14 protein-coding genes and 1 tRNA gene are annotated in these 17287 nt (G+C 71.9%); 11 read left to right on the top strand and 4 right to left on the bottom strand.

Annotated elements, in window-relative coordinates; all coding sequences use genetic code 11:
* Positions 1-24: 24 nt before the first annotated feature.
* The 3 genes from C7M71_RS09600 (at position 25) to C7M71_RS09610 (ending at position 4490) form a co-directional block, all read left to right on the top strand.
* Positions 25-2259, top strand: a complete 2235-nt coding sequence (locus tag C7M71_RS09600) for an acetyl/propionyl/methylcrotonyl-CoA carboxylase subunit alpha (RefSeq protein ID WP_111493148.1) — start codon at positions 25-27, stop codon at positions 2257-2259.
* A complete protein-coding gene (locus tag C7M71_RS09605) occupies positions 2256-3218 on the top strand; it encodes a hydroxymethylglutaryl-CoA lyase (RefSeq protein ID WP_111493149.1) in 963 nt (320 codons plus the stop codon). Before C7M71_RS09600 ends, C7M71_RS09605 begins: the two co-directional genes overlap by 4 nt.
* A gap of 81 nt (positions 3219-3299) precedes the next feature.
* The gene (locus tag C7M71_RS09610) at positions 3300-4490 is read left to right on the top strand and encodes an acyl-CoA dehydrogenase family protein (RefSeq protein WP_111493150.1); all 1191 of its coding nucleotides are present in this window, start codon (positions 3300-3302) and stop codon (positions 4488-4490) included.
* A 130-nt stretch (positions 4491-4620) separates the two neighbouring features.
* On the opposite strand, the gene C7M71_RS09615 is transcribed toward C7M71_RS09610, so the two are convergent.
* Positions 4621-5235 carry a universal stress protein gene (locus C7M71_RS09615; protein ID WP_407675880.1) on the bottom strand — a complete coding sequence of 205 codons (615 nt, stop codon included), beginning with the start codon at positions 5233-5235 and terminating at the stop codon, positions 4621-4623.
* Between the two features lie 606 nt (positions 5236-5841).
* Here C7M71_RS09615 and C7M71_RS09620 point away from each other — a divergent pair.
* A complete protein-coding gene (locus C7M71_RS09620) occupies positions 5842-6708 on the top strand; it encodes an HAD family hydrolase (RefSeq protein WP_229758638.1) in 867 nt (288 codons plus the stop codon).
* Here C7M71_RS09620 and C7M71_RS32565 read toward each other — a convergent pair.
* Positions 6663-7487: a GNAT family N-acetyltransferase gene (locus tag C7M71_RS32565; protein ID WP_114914293.1), complete on the bottom strand. Its 825-nt coding sequence runs from the start codon at positions 7485-7487 to the stop codon at positions 6663-6665. The two genes, C7M71_RS09620 and C7M71_RS32565, sit on opposite strands and share 46 nt — an antisense overlap.
* A gap of 867 nt (positions 7488-8354) precedes the next feature.
* On the opposite strand from C7M71_RS32565, the gene C7M71_RS09630 reads away from it, so the two are divergent.
* The 4 genes from C7M71_RS09630 (at position 8355) to C7M71_RS09645 (ending at position 11126) form a co-directional block, all read left to right on the top strand.
* A complete protein-coding gene (locus tag C7M71_RS09630) occupies positions 8355-9692 on the top strand; it encodes a GlxA family transcriptional regulator (RefSeq protein ID WP_114914683.1) in 1338 nt (445 codons plus the stop codon).
* A 5-nt stretch (positions 9693-9697) separates the two neighbouring features.
* Positions 9698-10303 (top strand): oligoribonuclease, encoded by a 606-nt coding sequence (orn, locus tag C7M71_RS09635; protein ID WP_111492813.1) that lies wholly within the window; start codon positions 9698-9700, stop codon positions 10301-10303.
* Between the two features lie 151 nt (positions 10304-10454).
* Positions 10455-10530 (top strand) — tRNA-His (locus C7M71_RS09640).
* Between the two features lie 143 nt (positions 10531-10673).
* Positions 10674-11126 carry a DUF4442 domain-containing protein gene (locus tag C7M71_RS09645; RefSeq protein ID WP_162824200.1) on the top strand — a complete coding sequence of 151 codons (453 nt, stop codon included), beginning with the start codon at positions 10674-10676 and terminating at the stop codon, positions 11124-11126.
* A gap of 29 nt (positions 11127-11155) precedes the next feature.
* Here the strand turns inward: C7M71_RS09645 and C7M71_RS09650 are convergent, their stop codons facing one another.
* Both C7M71_RS09650 and C7M71_RS09655 read right to left on the bottom strand, forming a co-directional pair.
* Positions 11156-12106 (bottom strand): slipin family protein, encoded by a 951-nt coding sequence (locus tag C7M71_RS09650; protein ID WP_175607787.1) that lies wholly within the window; start codon positions 12104-12106, stop codon positions 11156-11158.
* Positions 12107-12345: 239 nt separating this feature from the next.
* Positions 12346-13398 (bottom strand): LacI family DNA-binding transcriptional regulator, encoded by a 1053-nt coding sequence (locus C7M71_RS09655; protein WP_111492815.1) that lies wholly within the window; start codon positions 13396-13398, stop codon positions 12346-12348.
* Positions 13399-13825: 427 nt separating this feature from the next.
* On the opposite strand from C7M71_RS09655, the gene C7M71_RS09660 reads away from it, so the two are divergent.
* The 3 genes from C7M71_RS09660 to C7M71_RS09670 all read left to right on the top strand — a co-directional run bounded on the left by C7M71_RS09660 (position 13826) and on the right by C7M71_RS09670 (position 17247).
* Positions 13826-15175, top strand: coding sequence for an ABC transporter substrate-binding protein (locus C7M71_RS09660; RefSeq protein WP_111492816.1), 1350 nt, complete (start codon positions 13826-13828; stop codon positions 15173-15175).
* Positions 15176-15311: 136 nt separating this feature from the next.
* Positions 15312-16316 carry a carbohydrate ABC transporter permease gene (locus C7M71_RS09665; protein ID WP_111492817.1) on the top strand — a complete coding sequence of 335 codons (1005 nt, stop codon included), beginning with the start codon at positions 15312-15314 and terminating at the stop codon, positions 16314-16316.
* Positions 16317-16320: 4 nt separating this feature from the next.
* Complete coding sequence (locus C7M71_RS09670; RefSeq protein WP_111492818.1) at positions 16321-17247, top strand: carbohydrate ABC transporter permease; 927 nt, start codon at positions 16321-16323, stop codon at positions 17245-17247.
* Positions 17248-17287: the final 40 nt, after the last annotated feature.

Raw genomic sequence — 17287 nt, forward strand, 5'->3', positions numbered from 1 at the left:
CCTGTGACCGGAGGAGCACCTCCCATGTTCGACACCGTCCTGGTCGCCAACCGCGGTGAGATCGCCGTTCGCGTGATCCGCACCCTGCGCCGCCTCGGCGTGCGCTCGGTGGCCGTGCACAGCGATGCCGACGCCGACGCGCTGCATGTCCGGGAGGCTGACACCGCCGTGCGGCTGGGCCCTCCGGACCGGGCCGACAGCTCCGCCGCCGAGACCTATCTGCACATCCCCCGCATCCTGGAGGCGGCCCGCCGCACCGGCGCCCAGGCCGTCCACCCCGGATACGGCTTCCTCGCCGAGAACGCCGCCTTCGCCCGCGCCTGCGCCGACGCGGGCCTGGTCTTCATCGGTCCTCCTCCCTCCGCCATCGAGCTGATGGGCGACAAGATCAACGCCAAGGAGGCGGTGCGGGCCGCAGGCGTGCCCGTCGTCCCCGGCAGCCGGGACACCGCCCGCAGCGACGCCGACCTGGCCGCAGCAGCCGACGCGATCGGCTTCCCGGTCCTGCTGAAGCCCTCGGCCGGCGGCGGCGGCAAGGGCATGCGGCTGGTACGGGACCCGGCCGCGCTGCCGGACGAGATCGCCGCCGCCCGCCGCGAGGCCCGGACCGCCTTCGGCGACGACACGCTCCTGGTGGAGCGCTGGATCGACCGGCCCCGGCATATCGAGGTACAGGTGATCGCCGACGCCCACGGCACCACCGTGCACCTGGGCGAGCGCGAGTGCAGCCTCCAGCGGCGCCACCAGAAGCTGATCGAGGAGGCCCCCTCCGTCCTCCTCGGGGAGGACACCCGCGCCGCCATGGGCGCCGCCGCCGTCCGCGCAGCCGAGGCATGCGGCTACACCGGGGCCGGCACGGTGGAGTTCATCGTGCCCGGCAGCGACCCGTCCGCCTACTACTTCATGGAGATGAACACCCGCCTCCAGGTCGAGCACCCCGTCACCGAACTCGCCGCCGACGTGCGCGGCATCGAGGGCCCGGCCGGCCCCGGGCGGCCGGACCTGGTCGAGTGGCAGCTGCGCATCGCCGCCGGGGAACGGCTCCCCGTCACCCAGTCGGACATCTCCTTCCGTGGTCATGCGATCGAGGCCCGGATCTGCGCCGAGGACCCCGCTCGCGGCTTCCTGCCCACCGGCGGCCGGGTACTGCTGCTCCACGAGCCGACCGGCGAGGGCGTACGGGTCGATTCCGGACTCACCCCGGACACCCTCGTCGGCTCCACCTACGACCCCATGCTCGCCAAGGTCATCGCCTACGGCCCCGACCGGGACACGGCTCTGCGAAGGCTGCGCGCCGCCCTCGCGGAGACCCGGATCCTCGGCGTGACCACCAATACCGGCTTCCTACGCCGGCTCCTCACGCATCCCGATGTGGTGGCGGGCGATCTCGACACCGGCCTGGTCGAGCGCACCGTCCAGCAGACCCCCGAACTCCTGGCATCCCCGCTCGACCCCGCCGGCGAACCCGGCGGCTCTTCCCCTGAGGCCGTTCCCGCGGCCCCGCTCCCCCACGCCGTACTCTGCGCCGCAGCCCTCGCCCGGCACCTGGACCTCACCCCGGCCGCCGCCCCCGGCGGCTGGATCGACCCCTTCTCCCTTCCCTCCGGCTGGCGGTTGGGCGGCGAGCCCGCCTGGACCGTCCACCGGCTCCGCATCCCGGGCGCCGAACCGGTGGAGGTACGGGTACGACCCGCCTCGATGGAGAACGTAGCGGGTACCACTGACAACGGGCCCGAAAGCGCCGCTGACCTGGCAGTCCGCCTCGGCGACGGGCCGGTGCACAACGCCCGGGCCGCACGCCGCGACGACCGTCTGGAGATCGCTCTCGACGGCGTCCGGCACAGCTTCACATACGCCACCGACAACGCCCCTCCCGGTGCCGTCACCGGCCCCGTCACCTGGCTGGGGCTGGACGGCGACGCCTGGGCGGTGCTGCCGTACGACCCGGTCGCAGAGCGCGCCGGGGACGGCAGCCCCGGTACGCACCACGGCACCCTCACCGCCCCGATGCCGGGAACCGTCACGGTGGTGAAGACCGCCGTGGGCGAGCGGGTCGCCAAGGGGCAGCCGCTGCTGGTCCTGGAGGCCATGAAGATGGAGCACGTGATCGCCGCGCCGCACGACGGCACGGTGGAGCAGCTGCGCGCCGTCGCGGGCGCCGGTGTCGCCATGGACGAGGTACTGGTGGTGGTGTCGGCGGGCGACGGCGACGAGGCCGCCGCCGCGACCGGCGACGAGCCTGCGGAGGTGGCGAGATGACCGGGTCGGTGCTCTCACTGGGGCTGCCCGAGGCCGTGCCGCTGCCGGGCCTGCCGGCGCGGGTGCGGATCCACGAGGTGGGCGCGCGCGACGGGCTGCAGAACGAGGCGCTGCCGCTGCCGGTGGAGGTGAAGGCGGAGTTCGTCGCCCGGCTGGCGGCAGCCGGTCTGCGCACCGTGGAGGCGACCAGCTTTGTGCACCCGAAGTGGGTGCCGCAGCTGGCCGACGCCGAGCAGCTGATGCCGCTGCTGGCCGACCTGCCGGGGCGGTATCCGGGACTGCGGCTGCCGGTGCTGGTACCCAACGAACGCGGCCTGGAGCGGGCGCTGGCCCACGGCGTCTCCGACATCGCGGTCTTCGCCAGCGCCACCGAGACCTTCGCCCGCCGCAACCTCAACCGCTCGCTGGAGGAGTCGCTGGAGATGTTCGCGCCGGTGGTTGCGCGGGCGGCGGAGGAGGGCGTACGGGTGCGCGGCTATCTGTCGATGTGCTTCGGCGACCCCTGGGAGGGCCCGGTGCCGCCGGCCCAGGTGGTCGAGGTCGGCCGTCGGCTGATGGAGCTGGGGTGCGACGAACTCAGCCTCGGCGACACCATCGGGGTGGCCACTCCGGGCCAGGTCACGGCGCTGCTGGCGGCGCTGGACCGGGCCGGGGTGGCCCCGCAGCGGCTGGCCGTGCACTTCCACGACACCTACGGCCAGGCGCTGGCCAACACGCTCGCCGCGCTGCACTTCGGCGTGTCGGTCGTGGATGCCTCGGCGGGCGGGCTGGGCGGCTGCCCGTACGCCAAGAGCGCCACCGGCAATCTCGCCACCGAGGACCTGGTCTGGATGCTGCACGGTCTCGGCATCGAGACCGGCGTCGACCTGGAGGCGCTCGCCGCCACCAGCGTCTGGCTCGCCGGGCACCTCGGCCGACCCAGCCCGTCGCGGACGGTGCGCGCGCTGACCGGCGGCTGACCCTCTGCCATCGGCCGGGCGGCGACCCCGCCCCGGCCCTCCCCGTCCCTCGCCACCCTCAAGAGGCCCAGGAGCGTCACCATGCTCGACCATCGGCTCGACTCCGAGTACGAGGAACTTCGCCGCACCGTCGCCGAGTTCGCCAACGACGTCGTCGCACCCAAGATCGGCGACTACTACGAGCACAACGAGTTCCCGTACGAGATCATCCGGGAGATGGGGAGGATGGGCCTGTTCGGGCTTCCGTTCCCCGAGGAGTACGGCGGTATGGGCGGCGACTACTTCGCGCTCTGCCTGGCCCTGGAGGAACTGGCCCGGGTGGACTCCTCGGTGGCCATCACGCTGGAGGCCGGGGTGTCGCTGGGCGCCATGCCGATCTTCCGGTTCGGTACCGAGGAGCAGAAGCAGGAGTGGCTGCCCCGGCTCTGCTCGGGCGAGCTGCTGGGTGCCTTCGGCCTGACCGAGCCGGAGGGCGGCTCGGACGCCGGGGCCACCAGGACGACGGCCCGGCTGGACGAAGAGACCGGGGAGTGGGTGATCAACGGCACCAAGTGCTTCATCACCAACTCCGGGACGGACATCACCGGTCTGGTGACCGTCACCGCCCTCACCGAATCGACCACTCATTCGAGTGAAGCGGGCGGAAAAGCCTCGACCCGGCCGGTGATCTCCTCCATCATCGTTCCTGCCGGCACCCCCGGCTTCACCGTGTCGAAGAAGTACTCCAAGGTCGGCTGGAACGCCTCGGACACCCGGGAGCTGTCCTTCGCCGACTGCCGGGTCCCGGCGGCCAACCTGCTCGGCGAGGTCGGTCGCGGGTACGCCCAATTCCTCCGCATCCTCGACGAGGGGCGGATCGCCATCGCAGCCCTGTCCACCGGCCTGGCTCAGGGATGCGTCGACCAGTCACTGGCCTACGCCTCGGAGCGGCGTGCCTTCGGCCGCACCATCGGCGCCAACCAGGCCATCCAGTTCAAGATCGCCGACATGGAGATGCGCGCGCACACCTCCCGGCTGGCCTGGCGGGACGCCGCGTCCCGTCTGCTGCACGGCGAGCCGTTCAAGAAGGAAGCCGCAATCGCCAAGCTCCACTCCTCGGACGCGGCTGTGGTCAACGCCCGGGAGGCCACCCAGATCCACGGCGGCTATGGATTCATGAACGAGTTCCCGGTGGCCCGGTTCTGGCGGGACTGCAAGATTCTGGAGATCGGCGAGGGCACCTCCGAGGTCCAGCGGATGCTGATCGCCAGGGAGCTGGGCATGGCGTCCTGACGGGCTGTCCACGGCGGGGCTCCGGGAACGGCCGGGTCCCGCCGCAACACCCGGCGCAGCCATTGGATTCCGACGTGCCGTCAGGCGCATCGCGAAGGAAGGGGGGAGGAAGGAAGGAGGGGACGGCCCCTCAGGGGATGACCACCACCGGGCGGTTGGCCCGGCGGGCCAGTCGGCCCGAGACCGAACCGAAGACCTTGCCGATCAGGCCGTGCGTACTGCCCACGACGATGGCGTCGGCGGCGTACTCCCGACCGACCTCCTCCAGTTCGTGGCAGATGTCCCCGCCGCGCTCCACCAGGACCCATGGCACATCGGCCAGGTAGTCGGCGCAGGCCAGCTCCAGACCGAGGACCTCGGTGCGGTGGTCGGGTACGTCCACGAAGACGGGTGGTTCGCAGCCCGCCCACACGGTCGCCGGCAGCCGGTTGGCGACATGCACGATCACCAGGCCGCACCTGGAGCGGCGTGCCATGCCGACGGCGTATGCGAGGGCGCGCTCACTGGAGAGCGACCCGTCGAATCCGACCACCACGCCGTGCTGGAACGCGGGATCGCAGGCATGCGCGCTCTGCGGCTCGCCCTGGGGTCCGGGGAGGCGCGGGTGCGTCGCGGACTTCTGCTTCGGCTTCGCTCTGTGCCTGCGCGGCTCAGCGGAGGAGGACTCCCCGGCGGAAGCGGAAGGCCCGGTCGGCCGAGCGGCGGAGTTGCCGTCGGCGGGCTCATGAGGCTCGTAACCGGCCATGGCTCTGGATTCTCGGAGGGAGGGAGTGGGGCGGGAGGAGGACGGCGGCGGGGGGGTTGTGGGGCACCATGCGCAGCGGGCCGACCGGCACCGAAAGCCGGAGGACTTCCTGCGTGGCCTCTTCCTTCCAGCGTACGGCGACAGGGCGTTCCCGCCCAGGTGCGGAGCGCCGAGACCCTGTGGTTACCGCGCACGGGGGATGCGTGCGGCCTGCCGCCCACGCCCCCGTCCTCGGCCGGGCCGCCGCCCCGCTCCCGGAGGTTCACTGGAGAATGCCGGAGCCTGGCCGGAAGCGCAACAGGGAGCGCGCGCACGGTGACGCTGCGGTCGTGTAACGGGCGTCTCCGGGGTGCCCGGTGCTGCGGCGGATTCCGGCGCCGGGTTCTGCCGCCGGGTTCCGGCGTCGGGTGCCGCCGGGTGCCGCCGCCAAATCGGCGAGCCGGCCCGCGCGCGGCCCGGCCCTGCTCCGCCGGGCGGGGCCGGGCAGGGCAGAACCCAGGCCGGGCACAGCCAGGCACCGGCCGACAAAGCAGGATTCCAGCCATTCGACAGGGCTTCGGACGGGCGTTGGCAATTGCCAGGTGCATGAGCCCGCGCACTGGCAGCATGCAGCGCATGCCGCTGCTGCTGATGGACCTCGACAACACGCTGCTGCCCAGGGACGCCGCCTTCCGTGCCTGGGCAAGGGATTTCCTGGCCGAGCACCACCTGCCGCCCGAGGACCTCGACTGGCTCTCCACCCTCGACGGCAGCGGCTTCGTCCCCCGCTCCACCGTCCTCGGCGCCGTCCGCCGGCGGTACGGCCTGGACGCCCCGCTCGGCAGCCTGCTCGACCACTACCGCCGGGGCATCAACGCCCACATCCACTGCCCCGCCGCCCACCTCGCGGCCCTGCGCGCGGCCCGCACCGCCGGCTGGACGCTGGGCATCGTCAGCAACGGCGGCACCGTTCCCCAGTTGGACAAGATCCGCCGCACCGGCCTGGCCCCGTTGGTGGACGGCTGGGTGATCTCCGAGGAGGCACACTGCGCCAAGCCCGACCCGGAGATCTTCCGCATCGCCGCCCGCCGCTGCGGGATACCCACCAGCAGGAGCGCATGGGCCGCCCGCACCTGGATGGTCGGCGACCACGCACCCGCCGACATCGCCGGTGCGACGGTCAGCGGGCTGTACAGCGTCTGGCTCCACCACGGCCGTCCCTGGCCGGAGCTCGGCTACCGCCCGACGCTCTGCGCGCCCGGTCTCCCCGAGGCCGTCGGCATGGTGCTCAGCGCCCGCCCGGCGTCCACGCCGACCGCGCGCCCTGCCGCGGCGGCCCGTACCCGGTTCGCCGTCCCGGCGGTCCGCCCGTCCCACGCGCCGGTGCCGCCCCGCACGCCCGTGCCCTCGTCGCGCACTGCGGTGGCGTCCCGCAGCGGGGTGCCCGCCTACCGGTCGGCGGCAGTGGGCACGGCCGGTCCGCTCGCCGGGTAGCGCCACCAGCGGGAGAGCGCCCGCTCGGTGAACCCCAGCCGCCGGTAGAGCGGCTCACCGAGCAGCGTGGCCGTGAGCGTGGCAGGCCGTCCCGGATGGGCGGCGAGCACGGCCTCCACCACCGCCCGCGCCACCCCGCGCGAACGGTGGTCGGGCAGCGTCGCCACCCAGTACAGCCCCACCACCGAGCCGTCGTCGTAGCTGACGCAGGCTCCGGCCGGTGCACCGTCACGGCGGGCGACCCAGGCCCGCCAGCCGGGTTCGCCGAGCAGCGCCCCGGGCAGCAGCCCGCCGCGCCGCCACGGCAGCCGCGCCGGCAGCGGAAAGCCCTCCACCACCACCCGCTCGGCCACGGCCAGTCCGTCACCGTCCACCGCCTCGCGGACCTCCACCCCGCTCCCCCGGCCGGTACCCGGGCGAGCAGCCGGGCCGACACCCGAGCCAGGGCCCAGCGGGGCGGGCTCCCGTACCATCACGGCCTGCGCCAGCGCACCTTCTCCGCCATACAAGGCCAAATCCAGCCCACCGTAGGGGTCTTCGAGGCAGACTCGACCAGTGCCCCACTCCCGGAACAGCCCGGCCAGCTCCGCCAGCAGCCCCTCCGGGTCCGAGTACGGCCGCGTCACCACCACCCGGTGGGCGTCCAGGCCGTCCGACCCGCCGTGCACCGCCGTCCACCCGGCGGTGCGGACGGCATGCAGCCCCAGCGCCCGGGCGCGGGCGAGCCAGAAGGCTGCGGCATTGTCATGGGCGGCTTCCGGAAAGGTGTGCTGCTCCATGCAGCCGACCCTATCCGCCCCACCGGTCCCAGTGGCCCCGATGGCCCCATCCGACGCAGTGTTGGCCGGAGACCGCCGGCCGGGTCGGCCGCATCCCGGCGGAGCGGCGGCCGCTGCACCCGCCCACCGGTCCAGGCGGCACCGCACCGCCCCACCGGAAGCGCTTCCGCCTCCGCAGATGCGCTCCGGCTCGGCCGCGCCCGCGCGGGCGCGTCATCGAACTACCGTCGACGGCGTCCCGCAACGCTGCTTTTCAGTCAACTTCTCGGCCACACAAGGGGTTTGGGCATATGCGCAGTCCAGACCGGAAGCCCCCGGAATTGCGCCCCCATGCGCGCCCCCTGCGCCGTGTGACAACCAGCCACCCGCCCCTATGCCCCCTTCCCAGCGGGGTCGACGGGTGCCACGCTTCGTGATCGAATGCATCACGCCAAATTGCCATGTCGACATAGCGTCGGATGGTGAATTTGTCACAACGGCGTCTCCGAACCCAGTAGATTCGATCTTGGCTAGCGTCGGGGGAGCGAACAGTGCCGGAGCAGGACAGGGACGGACAGCCATGACACCGCGGACCCGGGCAGCAGGGCGAGGCGCCGCCGAGCGCCTCCCGGGCACGCCAGGGCACCGCGGCCACCGGCGTCCGCGAGCCACACGACCTAGGGGGGCTTGAGCGCCTTGAGCAGGGTGAGCAGGAGCGGCGCAGTGCAGGACGGTGCCGGTGTCCCGTCCCGCCCCGCGGGCGGTGACCCGAGAACTGCCGGCACGCCCGCGCATCCGGGCTCGCCTTCCTCGACCGCCGTCGCGCCGGGTGTCGGCTCACCCTCCGGCCCCGCCGCCTCGGCCGCCGGGTCCGCCGTGCCTCCCTCCCTGTCCGGCGGCCCCACCGCGACCTCCCCGGGGGCGTTCCGCAAGCTCTCCGGGCGGCGGCGCCGGGAGACCGTGGCGGTGCTGATCTTCGGCGGTGCGCCGATCTTCGAGTCCTCCATCCCGCTCTCCGTCTTCGGCGTGGACCGCCAGGACGCGGGCGTCCCCCGCTACCGCCTGCTGGTGTGCGCGGGCGAGGAGGGCCCGCTGGCCACCACCGGCGGGCTGACCCTCACCGCCCCGTACGGGCTGGACGCGCTCGCCCGGGCCGGCACCATCGTCGTACCGGCCTGGCGTTCGATCTCCCAGGCTCCCCCGGTCGAGGCCATCGCCGCCCTGCGCAAGGCCCACCAGGAGGGCGCCCGGATCATCGGCCTCTGCACCGGCGCCTTCGTGCTCGCCTCCGCAGGGCTGCTGGACGGCCGCCCGGCCACCACCCACTGGATGTACGCGCCGACCCTGGCCAAGCGCTATCCACGGGTGCACGTGGACCCACGGGAGCTCTTCGTCGACGACGGCGATGTGCTCACCTCGGCCGGCACGGCCGCCGGCATAGACCTCTGCCTGCACGTGGTGCGCACCGACCACGGGGCCGAGGCTGCCAACGCCCTGGCCCGGCGGCTGGTGGTGCCCGCCCGCCGGCCCGGAGGCCAGGCCCAGTACATCGACAGGTCTTTACCTGAGGAGATCGGCAACGACCCGCTCGCCGAGGTCGTGACCTGGGCGCTGGAGAACCTCAACCAGCAGTTCGACGTGGAGGCTCTGGCCGCCCGGGCCTATATGAGCCGGCGCACCTTCGACCGGCGTTTCCGGTCGCTGACCGGAAGTGCCCCGCTCCAGTGGCTGATCACCCAGCGGGTGCTCCAGGCGCAGCGGCTGCTGGAGACCTCCGACCTGTCCGTGGACGAGGTGGCCCGCCGCTGCGGCTTCCGCTCCCCGGTCGCGCTGCGCGGGCACTTCCGCCGCCAGCTCGGGGTCTCCCCTGCCGTCTACCGGACCAACTTCCGTTCCCGGCGCCCGCAGCCGCCCGTCTCGGTGCCTGCGCAGGCACCGCCGGGCGACCGGCTGCCGGGTCCGTACCCGGGCGGTGGCGGCGGAGGCGGCGGTGGGGTCCCGCTCCAGCCGGGGCCGTCCGGCGAGCGGGCCGGCCGGTCCGCGCCGCCGTCCGCCCTGCCGGACCATGCCGCCACCGACGACGGCCGACCGCAGCCGGGTGCCCGTGGCCGTGGGCACCGCGCCGACCGCCCCGACGGCCAGGAAGGTCAGCCGACCGGCTCCCGGGCGGGAGAGGTCCGCCACAGCCGCGCGGTGCCCGGTCAGCGTGATCGCGCCGTAGGGTGAGACATGTGAACGACCGGATGGTATGGATCGACTGTGAGATGACGGGCCTCGACCTCGTCCAGGATGCCCTGGTCGAGGTCGCCGCGCTGGTCACGGACTCCGAACTCAACATCCTCGGCGAGGGCGTGGACGTGGTGATCCGGCCGCCGGCCGCGGCGCTGGCGAACATGCCCGAGGTGGTGCGTCAGATGCACACCGCCTCCGGGCTGCTCGACGAGCTGGACTCCGGGGTGACGCTGGCCGATGCCGAGGCCCAGGTGCTGGCCTATGTCCGCGAGCACGTCCCGGACGCCGGCAAGGCCCCGCTCTGCGGCAACTCGGTGGCCACCGACCGGGGTTTCCTGGCCCGGGACATGCCCGGCCTGGAGGCGCACCTCCACTACCGGATCGTGGATGTCTCCTCCATCAAGGAGCTGGCCCGCCGCTGGTACCCCCGCGCCTACTACAACAGCCCCGAGAAGAACGGCAACCACCGCGCCCTGGCCGACATCCGGGAGAGCATCGTGGAGCTGCGCTACTACCGCGAGGCGGTGTTCGTGCCGCAGCCGGGTCCCGACAGCGACACGGCGCGCGCCATCGCCGCCAAGCATGCGCTGCCGCCGTCGCCCTGACCTGCCGCCCTCCGTGACCGCGCCAACCGCGCTGGCCACACCGCCCGCACCGGCCGCACCACCGGTGGGACGCGCCGAAAGCCTGGCACGAGCACTCCTGCGGATCCTGTAGAGTTATCCGCGTCGGAGCGCGAGGCGCACCGAACAGATGGTGGGTGTAGCTCAGCTGGTAGAGCACCGGGTTGTGGTCCCGGGTGTCGCGGGTTCAAGTCCCGTCACTCACCCCATGAGAAAGATCCGCTGGCCTGCAGAAACGGGCCGGCGGATCTTTTCGTTTCCGCACGGGCGCGGGGCCGCTTCTGACCGGTGCTCAGCAGACCGTCCGGCGGGGCCTACCCGGGAAAGCTACCTGCTGGTAACATCCGCTGTCATGACCGGACCCTCGCCGTCGATCGGCGCGCTGCTGGCGGACACCGTGCCCATGGCCCGCACGCTCGGGCTGGAGTACCTGGAGACCTCGGCCGAGCGGGCCGTGCTGCGGCTGCCGGACCAGCCGGAGTACCGCAATCACGTCGGGGGGCCGCACGCCGGGGCGATGTTCACCCTGGCCGAGTCGGCCAGCGGGTGCGCCGTACTCGCCGCCTTCGGCGACCAGCTGTCGCGGGCGGTGCCGCTCCTCGTGCGCGCCGAGATCGCCTACCGGAAGCTCGCCATGGGCCCGGTCACCGCCACCGCCGTACTCGGCCGCCCGGCCGGGGAGGTCGTCGCGGAGCTGGACCGGGGGGAGCGGCCGGAGTTCACCGTCACGGTGGAGATCGCCCGCGAGGACGGCGCCGTCACCGGCGAGATGACCGCTGTCTGGACGCTCCGGCCGCACCCCTGAGCACGGCCGTACGGGTCCCTACGGGCGCCTTACAGCTCCTTGCGCTCCGGGGGCGCCGCCTCGTCCGAGGACGGCTCCTCCAGCTCGGGCACCGGCGCCGGGAACGGGACCGCCTCCGGCACCGGCTCCTCGGCCTCGGCGGCCTGGACAGCCGGAGCGGCCGGAGCGGCCTGGGCAGCCTGCGCGGCGGTCGAGGGAGGGCTGGAGGCGTCCGCAGGGGCCTCGCCCGGGGTCACCCGCTCCAGGAACCGCAGCAGCTCCACCGGGAACGGCAGCACCAGCGTGGAGTTCTTCTCGGCGGCGACCTCCACCATGGTCTGCAACAGCCGCAGCTGGAGCGCCGAAGGCGTCTCCGACATGATCTGCGCGGCGTCCGCGAGCCGCTGCGACGCCTGGTACTCGCCGTCCGCCGTGATGATCCGCGCCCGGCGTTCACGGTCCGCCTCGGCCTGCCGGGCCATCGACCGCTTCATCGACTCGGGCAGCGCCACATCCTTGATCTCCACCCGGTCGATGTGCACGCCCCAGGCCAGCGCCGGGCTGTCGATCATCAGCGCCAGGCCCTGGTTGAGCTCCTCGCGGTTGGAGAGCAGGTCGTCCAGTTCGCTCTTGCCGATGATCGACCGCAGGGATGTCTGCGCCACCTGGAGCATGGCGAACATGTAGTCCTGGACATTCACCGTGGCACGTACCGGGTCGACGACGTTGAAGTAGATCACCGCGTCGACCCTGACCGTCACATTGTCCCGGGTGATGCCCTCCTGGGCCGGGACCGGCATCGTCACGATCTGGAGGTTGACCTTGCGCAGCCGGTCCGCGACCGGCACCAGCAGCCGCAGCCCTGGTTCGCGCACCACCCTGTGCACCCGGCCGAACCGGAACACCACGCCCCGCTCGAACTGCTGGACCACCCGGACGCCCATCGCCGCCCAGACGGCACCCGCGCCGAGCACCGCGATCACCACATCCACGGCCAGCATCACCGGACCTCCGTCTCCGCCGGGCAGCGCCCGCCGAAGCGCCGCTCCCCCCTCCACGCTAACGCGCGGCCGCTCCGCAGTGGAACGGCGCTCGCGCCGGCCCGGAGGGGGGCGGCTCGGAAGGCAACAGCCCAGGTCGGACGGCCCGGCCCAGACGGCCCGGCTCGGACGGCCCAGCCCAGACGGCCCGGCCCAGACGGCCCGGTCCAGCTCGGGGGCCCCGGCTCGGACAGCCCCGCTCAGGCCGAGGTGCGCACCATCAGCTCGGTCGCCAGCACCACCTGCCGACGGGCCCGGCCCTGCTCGGAGATCTCCTCCAGCAGCAGCCTCGCCATGGTGCGGCCCATCTCCTCGATCGGCTGCCGGACGCTGGTCAGCGGCGGGTCGGTGTGCCGGGCGATGATGGAGTCGTCGAACCCGATCACCGCCACGTCGTCCGGCACCCTCCGCCCCGCCTCCCGGAGCACCTGCATGGCACCGACGGCCATCAGGTCCGAGGCGCAGAAGACCGCGTCCAGGTCGGGCCGCCGCTCCAGCAGGCCGCGCATGGCCTCCCGGCCGCCGGTCTCGGTGAAGTCGGCACGGCCCACCAGGTCCTCGTCCCAGCCCAGCTCGGCCTCCTCCAGGGCCCGGCGGTAGCCTGACAGCCGGGCTCGGGCCGGTTCCATGTCCAGCGGGCCGGTGATGGTGGCGATCCGCTCGCAGCCGCGCCGCAGCAGGTGCCGCACGGCCATCCGGGCGCCGCCCGCGTTGTCGGCGTCCACATAAGACAGCGGCTCCAGGTCGGAGCGCCGGCCGACCAGCACGGACGGCATGTCGATGCGTTCCAGCAGGTTGGGCAGCGGGTCGTCCTCGTGGACGGAGACCATCAGCACGCCGTCCACCCGGTGGGCGGCGAGGTAGGTGGCCAGCCGGTCCCGCTCCTTCTTGGTGCGGACCAGGATGAGCAGCAGCTGCATGTCGGTGTCGGCCAGTTCCGCCGAGACACCGCGGATGATGTCGTTGAAGAACGGTTCGGAAAAGAGACGCGTCTCGGCCTCGGGGACCACCAGGGCGATGGAGTCCGTTCGAGAAGTGACAAGAGTCCGCGCCGCGCGATTGGGCACATAGCCGAGCTCGGCGATTGCCTGCTCCACTGCGGCGCGCGCCTTGTCGCTCACCCGGGGCGAGCCGTTGATGACCCGGGAGACAGTGCCCCTTCCGACGCCTGCCAGGGCGGCCACGGCCTCCAGTGTAGGACGGGCACCGCCTCTCACCGCAGGGCCCGCGGGACGCTGCGCGGCTTGACTCATGGTTCACCTCTCGGGCTTCGCGGACGCGGGCTGCGCCTCATTGTGGCCGGTTCGAGACCGGATGTCGCCGTTCGTTGCCTCGATCACCGGTCTGATCTGCGCATTGTCGCCCCGAAACAGGGTCCCGCCGCTCCGGTCCGCCGGGTTGGCAAGCCCTTGTCCGGACACGGTCGCGTGACTTGCAGGACACGCTCACGCAACGGAACCGACTTCAACTCTTGACACCCACCCCCCTGAGGCAGGAGTCTTCACGACATGCCTCGTGGGAGCGCTCCCACACATTAGCGGTGAAACGACCACGGGGACAGCGCTGACACAGCACCCTTCTTCTGCACCACCCGCCAACGCCACGTGAGAAATTGACCCGCACGGCTCTGCGGAGCCGTTGTGGCGCACCCCGGACCCACCCTGGACATAGGAGAGTGGAATGCGCACCACCAGCAGCCTTCGCGGTCGGAGAACCACGCTTGCCGCGGTTGCGGGGCTCGCGACCTGCGCCGCCCTGGTCACCGGTTGCAGCAGCAGCAACAGTGACAACAAGGGCGGCGACACCAAGGACAAGGGCAACGCCCAGATCACCCTCCGCATCGGTACCTTCGGTGACTTCGGGTTCGACAACAAGACCGGTGCCAAGCTCTACGCCGAGTACGAGAGCCTGCACCCGAACATCAAGATCGTCTCCGAGAGCAACACCGACGGTGGCAAGTACTGGGACGCCCTGAAGCTGCACCTGGCCAGCGGCAGTGGTGTGGACGACATCCAGGCCATCGAGGTCGGCTACATCGCCGAGGCCACCGGCAAGCTCTACGACAAGTTCGTGGACCTGAGCAAGGCCCCCGGCATCGACTCCTCCGCCTGGGTCGACTACAAGTGGAAGCAGGCCACCACCGCCGGCGGCCAGACCATCGGTCTGGGCACCGACGTCGGCCCGATGGCGATCTGCTACCGCACCGACCTCTTCAAGGCCGCCGGTCTGCCCACCGACCGCGACGAGGTCGCCAAGCTGTGGGAGGGCGACTGGAACAAGTACCTCCAGGCGGGCGAGACCTTCAAGAAGAAGTCCCCGTCCGGGGCGAAGTGGGTGGACTCCGCCGGCGGCATCTTCAACGCTGTGGTCTCCAGCCAGCCCGACCAGTACTCCAACGCGCAGGGCGAGCTGGTCTACAAGGACAGTCCGGGTGTGAAGCTGGCCTGGGATACCGCTGTGAAGGCCATCTCCGAGGGCCTGAGCACCGGTCTCCAGCAGTTCGACGACGGCGGCAGCTGGGCGGCCGGCTTCAAGAACAACAAGTTCGCCACCATCTCCTGCCCCAGCTGGATGACCGGCATCATCACCAGCAACGCCGGCCCCGAGGGCAAGGGCAAGTGGGACATCGCCAAGGCCCCGGTCGCCGCCAACTGGGGCGGCTCCTTCCTGGCCGTCCCGAAGGCCGGCAAGAACCAGGAGGAGGCCATCAAGCTGGCCGCCTGGCTGACCGCGCCCGAGCAGCAGGCCAAGGTGTTCGCCAAGTTCGGCAACATCCCCTCCACCAAGGCCGGCCTGGACTCCCCCGAGGTGCAGAACACCACGCAGGAGTACTTCAACAACGCGCCGACCGGCAAGATCTACGCCGACATCGCGAAGAGCGTCACCCCGGCCCCGATCGGCCCGTGGGACGGTCAGGTGAAGGACATCATCACCAAGAACGGCCTGCTGGACATCGAGCAGAACCACAAGGACCCGGTCAAGGCGTGGGAAGAGGTCGTCAAGGCCGTCACCGACAAGACCGACAACTGATCCTGGGTAGGGGGCCGGCAGGGCCTCCCGCAGGATCACGACGGTGAGGCGAGGCTGCCCGGTCGGTGCACCATCCCGACCGGGCAGCCCGTCCGCCTGACAGACCGCCAGACCCATCCCGGGAAGGACGCCACTCGTGGCCACCTCCGTCAGGGCGAAGACCGGCGCCAGCCCTCCGTCGCCCCCGCCCGCCCCTCACCGCACCGCACCCGCGTCGGGCGACAGCACCTGGCGCAGCCGGCTGTACCGCCTGGACCTGAAGGCCAGCCCGTACGCCTACATCGCTCCGTTCTTCATCTGCTTCGCCGCCTTCGGGCTCTTCCCGCTGATCTACACCGGCTGGCTCTCGCTGCACCGGCTCCAACTCGGTGAGACCGGCAGCGGTGACTGGCGCGGCTTCGACAACTACACCAAGCTCTGGGACAACGACCAGTTCTGGGGTGCGCTGACCAACACCTTCACCATGGGTGTGATCTCCACCGTTCCGCAGCTGATGATGGCCCTGGGCCTGGCGCACCTGCTGAACTACCAGATGCGCGCCCGGGGCTTCTTCCGGGTGGCGATCCTGGCGCCGTACGCCACCTCGATCGCCGCGGCCTCGCTGGTCTTCGTGCAGCTGTTCAACTCGGACTACGGGTTCATCAACCAGCTGATCGGCTACATCGGGATCGACCCGGTGAAGTGGCAGAGCGACAAGTGGCCGGCCCAGATCGCCATCTCGACCATCGTCACCTGGCGCTGGACGGGCTACAACGCGCTGATCTACCTGGCCGCCATGCAGGCCGTCCCGGGCGACCTGTACGAGGCGGCGGCGCTGGACGGCGCCTCCCGCTGGCGGCAGTTCATCAGCGTGACCATCCCGTCGATCCGGCCGACCATCCTCTTCACCATCGTGGTCTCCACCATCGGCGCCACCCAGCTGTTCGGCGAGCCGATGCTCTTCGGTGGCGGCGTGGGTGTCACGGGCGGCTCCGCCCACCAGTTCCAGACGCTCAGCCTGTACATGTACGAGCTCGGCTGGCCCAACAGCCAGCTCGGCCGGGCCGCTGCCGTGGCCTGGGTGATGCTGCTCCTGCTGCTGCTGATCGGTGCCATCCAGGCGGTCGTCTCGCGCCTCAACCGCAAGAAGCTGGGGGGCTGACACCATGGCCATCTCCGCCACCTCCGCGACTCCCGCGACCTCCGCTCGGGCCACGGACCGCCCGGACCGCCGCCGCAAGCGGGTGAAGAAGCCGGCCACCGGCGCCGGCCGCCAGCACCAGGCCGGACCGGTCACCTATGTGGTGCTCGCGTTCGCGGCGCTGATCTCGCTCTTCCCGCTGTACTGGACCGTCGTCGCCGCGTCCCGCACCGACACCGAGATCGTGCAGCCGCCGACCCCGCTGCTGCCCGGCAGCCACCTCTTCCACAACCTCAATGTGACGTGGAACGAAGTGCACATGGGCGATGCACTGATCAACTCCACCATCGTGGCGGGCTGTGTGGCGCTCTCCACCGTGCTCTTCTCCACGCTGGCCGGGTTCGCCTTCGCCAAGTTGCGGTTCAGCGGCCGGAACGCGCTGCTGGCCGTGGTGGTCGCCACCATGACCATCCCGCCGCAGCTCAGCGTGATCCCGCTGTACCAGATCATCACCAAGCTGGGGTGGGGCGACCGGCTCCAGTCGGTGATCCTGCCGTCGCTGGTGGCCGCGTTCGGCGTCTTCTTCATGCGGCAGTTCCTGCTGGAGGCGCTGCCGCTGGAGCTGATCGAGGCCGCCCGGGTGGACGGTGCCAACAGCCTGCGGGTGATCTGGCACGTGGTCTTCCCGGTCGCCCGGCCCGCGATGGCGGTGCTCGGCATGCTGGTCTTCGTCCAGTCCTGGAACGACTTCTTCTGGCCGTTCATCGCGCTGAGCCAGCAGAACCCCACCGTCCAGGTGGCGCTGGCCGGCCTGGGCGCCGGCAACCACACCACCGACCACGCCGTCATCCTGACCGGAGCCCTGGTCGCCACCCTGCCGCTGCTGCTGGTCTTCGCCGTGCTCGGCAAGCACATCGTGGGCGGTATCACCGCGGGCGCGGTCAAGAGCTGACCCGCCCCGCCCCGCCGGCCGTCCCGTACGGCTGCCGCCC

The organism is Peterkaempfera bronchialis, from assembly GCF_003258605.2.
Taxonomy (GTDB): domain Bacteria; phylum Actinomycetota; class Actinomycetes; order Streptomycetales; family Streptomycetaceae; genus Peterkaempfera; species Peterkaempfera bronchialis.

Excerpts from the sequence above, each read along its gene's own strand:
- C7M71_RS09600 (WP_111493148.1), top strand. The coding sequence starts at position 25 with ATGTTCGACACCGTCCTGGTCGCCAACCGCGGTGAGATCGCCGTTCGC.
- C7M71_RS09605 (WP_111493149.1), top strand. The coding sequence starts at position 2,256 with ATGACCGGGTCGGTGCTCTCACTGGGGCTGCCCGAGGCCGTGCCGCTG.
- C7M71_RS09610 (WP_111493150.1), top strand. The coding sequence starts at position 3,300 with ATGCTCGACCATCGGCTCGACTCCGAGTACGAGGAACTTCGCCGCACC.
- C7M71_RS09615 (WP_407675880.1), bottom strand. The coding sequence starts at position 5,235 with ATGGCCGGTTACGAGCCTCATGAGCCCGCCGACGGCAACTCCGCCGCT.
- C7M71_RS09620 (WP_229758638.1), top strand. The coding sequence starts at position 5,842 with ATGCAGCGCATGCCGCTGCTGCTGATGGACCTCGACAACACGCTGCTG.
- C7M71_RS32565 (WP_114914293.1), bottom strand. The coding sequence starts at position 7,487 with ATGGAGCAGCACACCTTTCCGGAAGCCGCCCATGACAATGCCGCAGCC.
- C7M71_RS09645 (WP_162824200.1), top strand. The coding sequence starts at position 10,674 with ATGACCGGACCCTCGCCGTCGATCGGCGCGCTGCTGGCGGACACCGTG.
- C7M71_RS09650 (WP_175607787.1), bottom strand. The coding sequence starts at position 12,106 with ATGCTGGCCGTGGATGTGGTGATCGCGGTGCTCGGCGCGGGTGCCGTC.
- C7M71_RS09655 (WP_111492815.1), bottom strand. The coding sequence starts at position 13,398 with ATGAGTCAAGCCGCGCAGCGTCCCGCGGGCCCTGCGGTGAGAGGCGGT.
- C7M71_RS09660 (WP_111492816.1), top strand. The coding sequence starts at position 13,826 with ATGCGCACCACCAGCAGCCTTCGCGGTCGGAGAACCACGCTTGCCGCG.
- C7M71_RS09670 (WP_111492818.1), top strand. The coding sequence starts at position 16,321 with ATGGCCATCTCCGCCACCTCCGCGACTCCCGCGACCTCCGCTCGGGCC.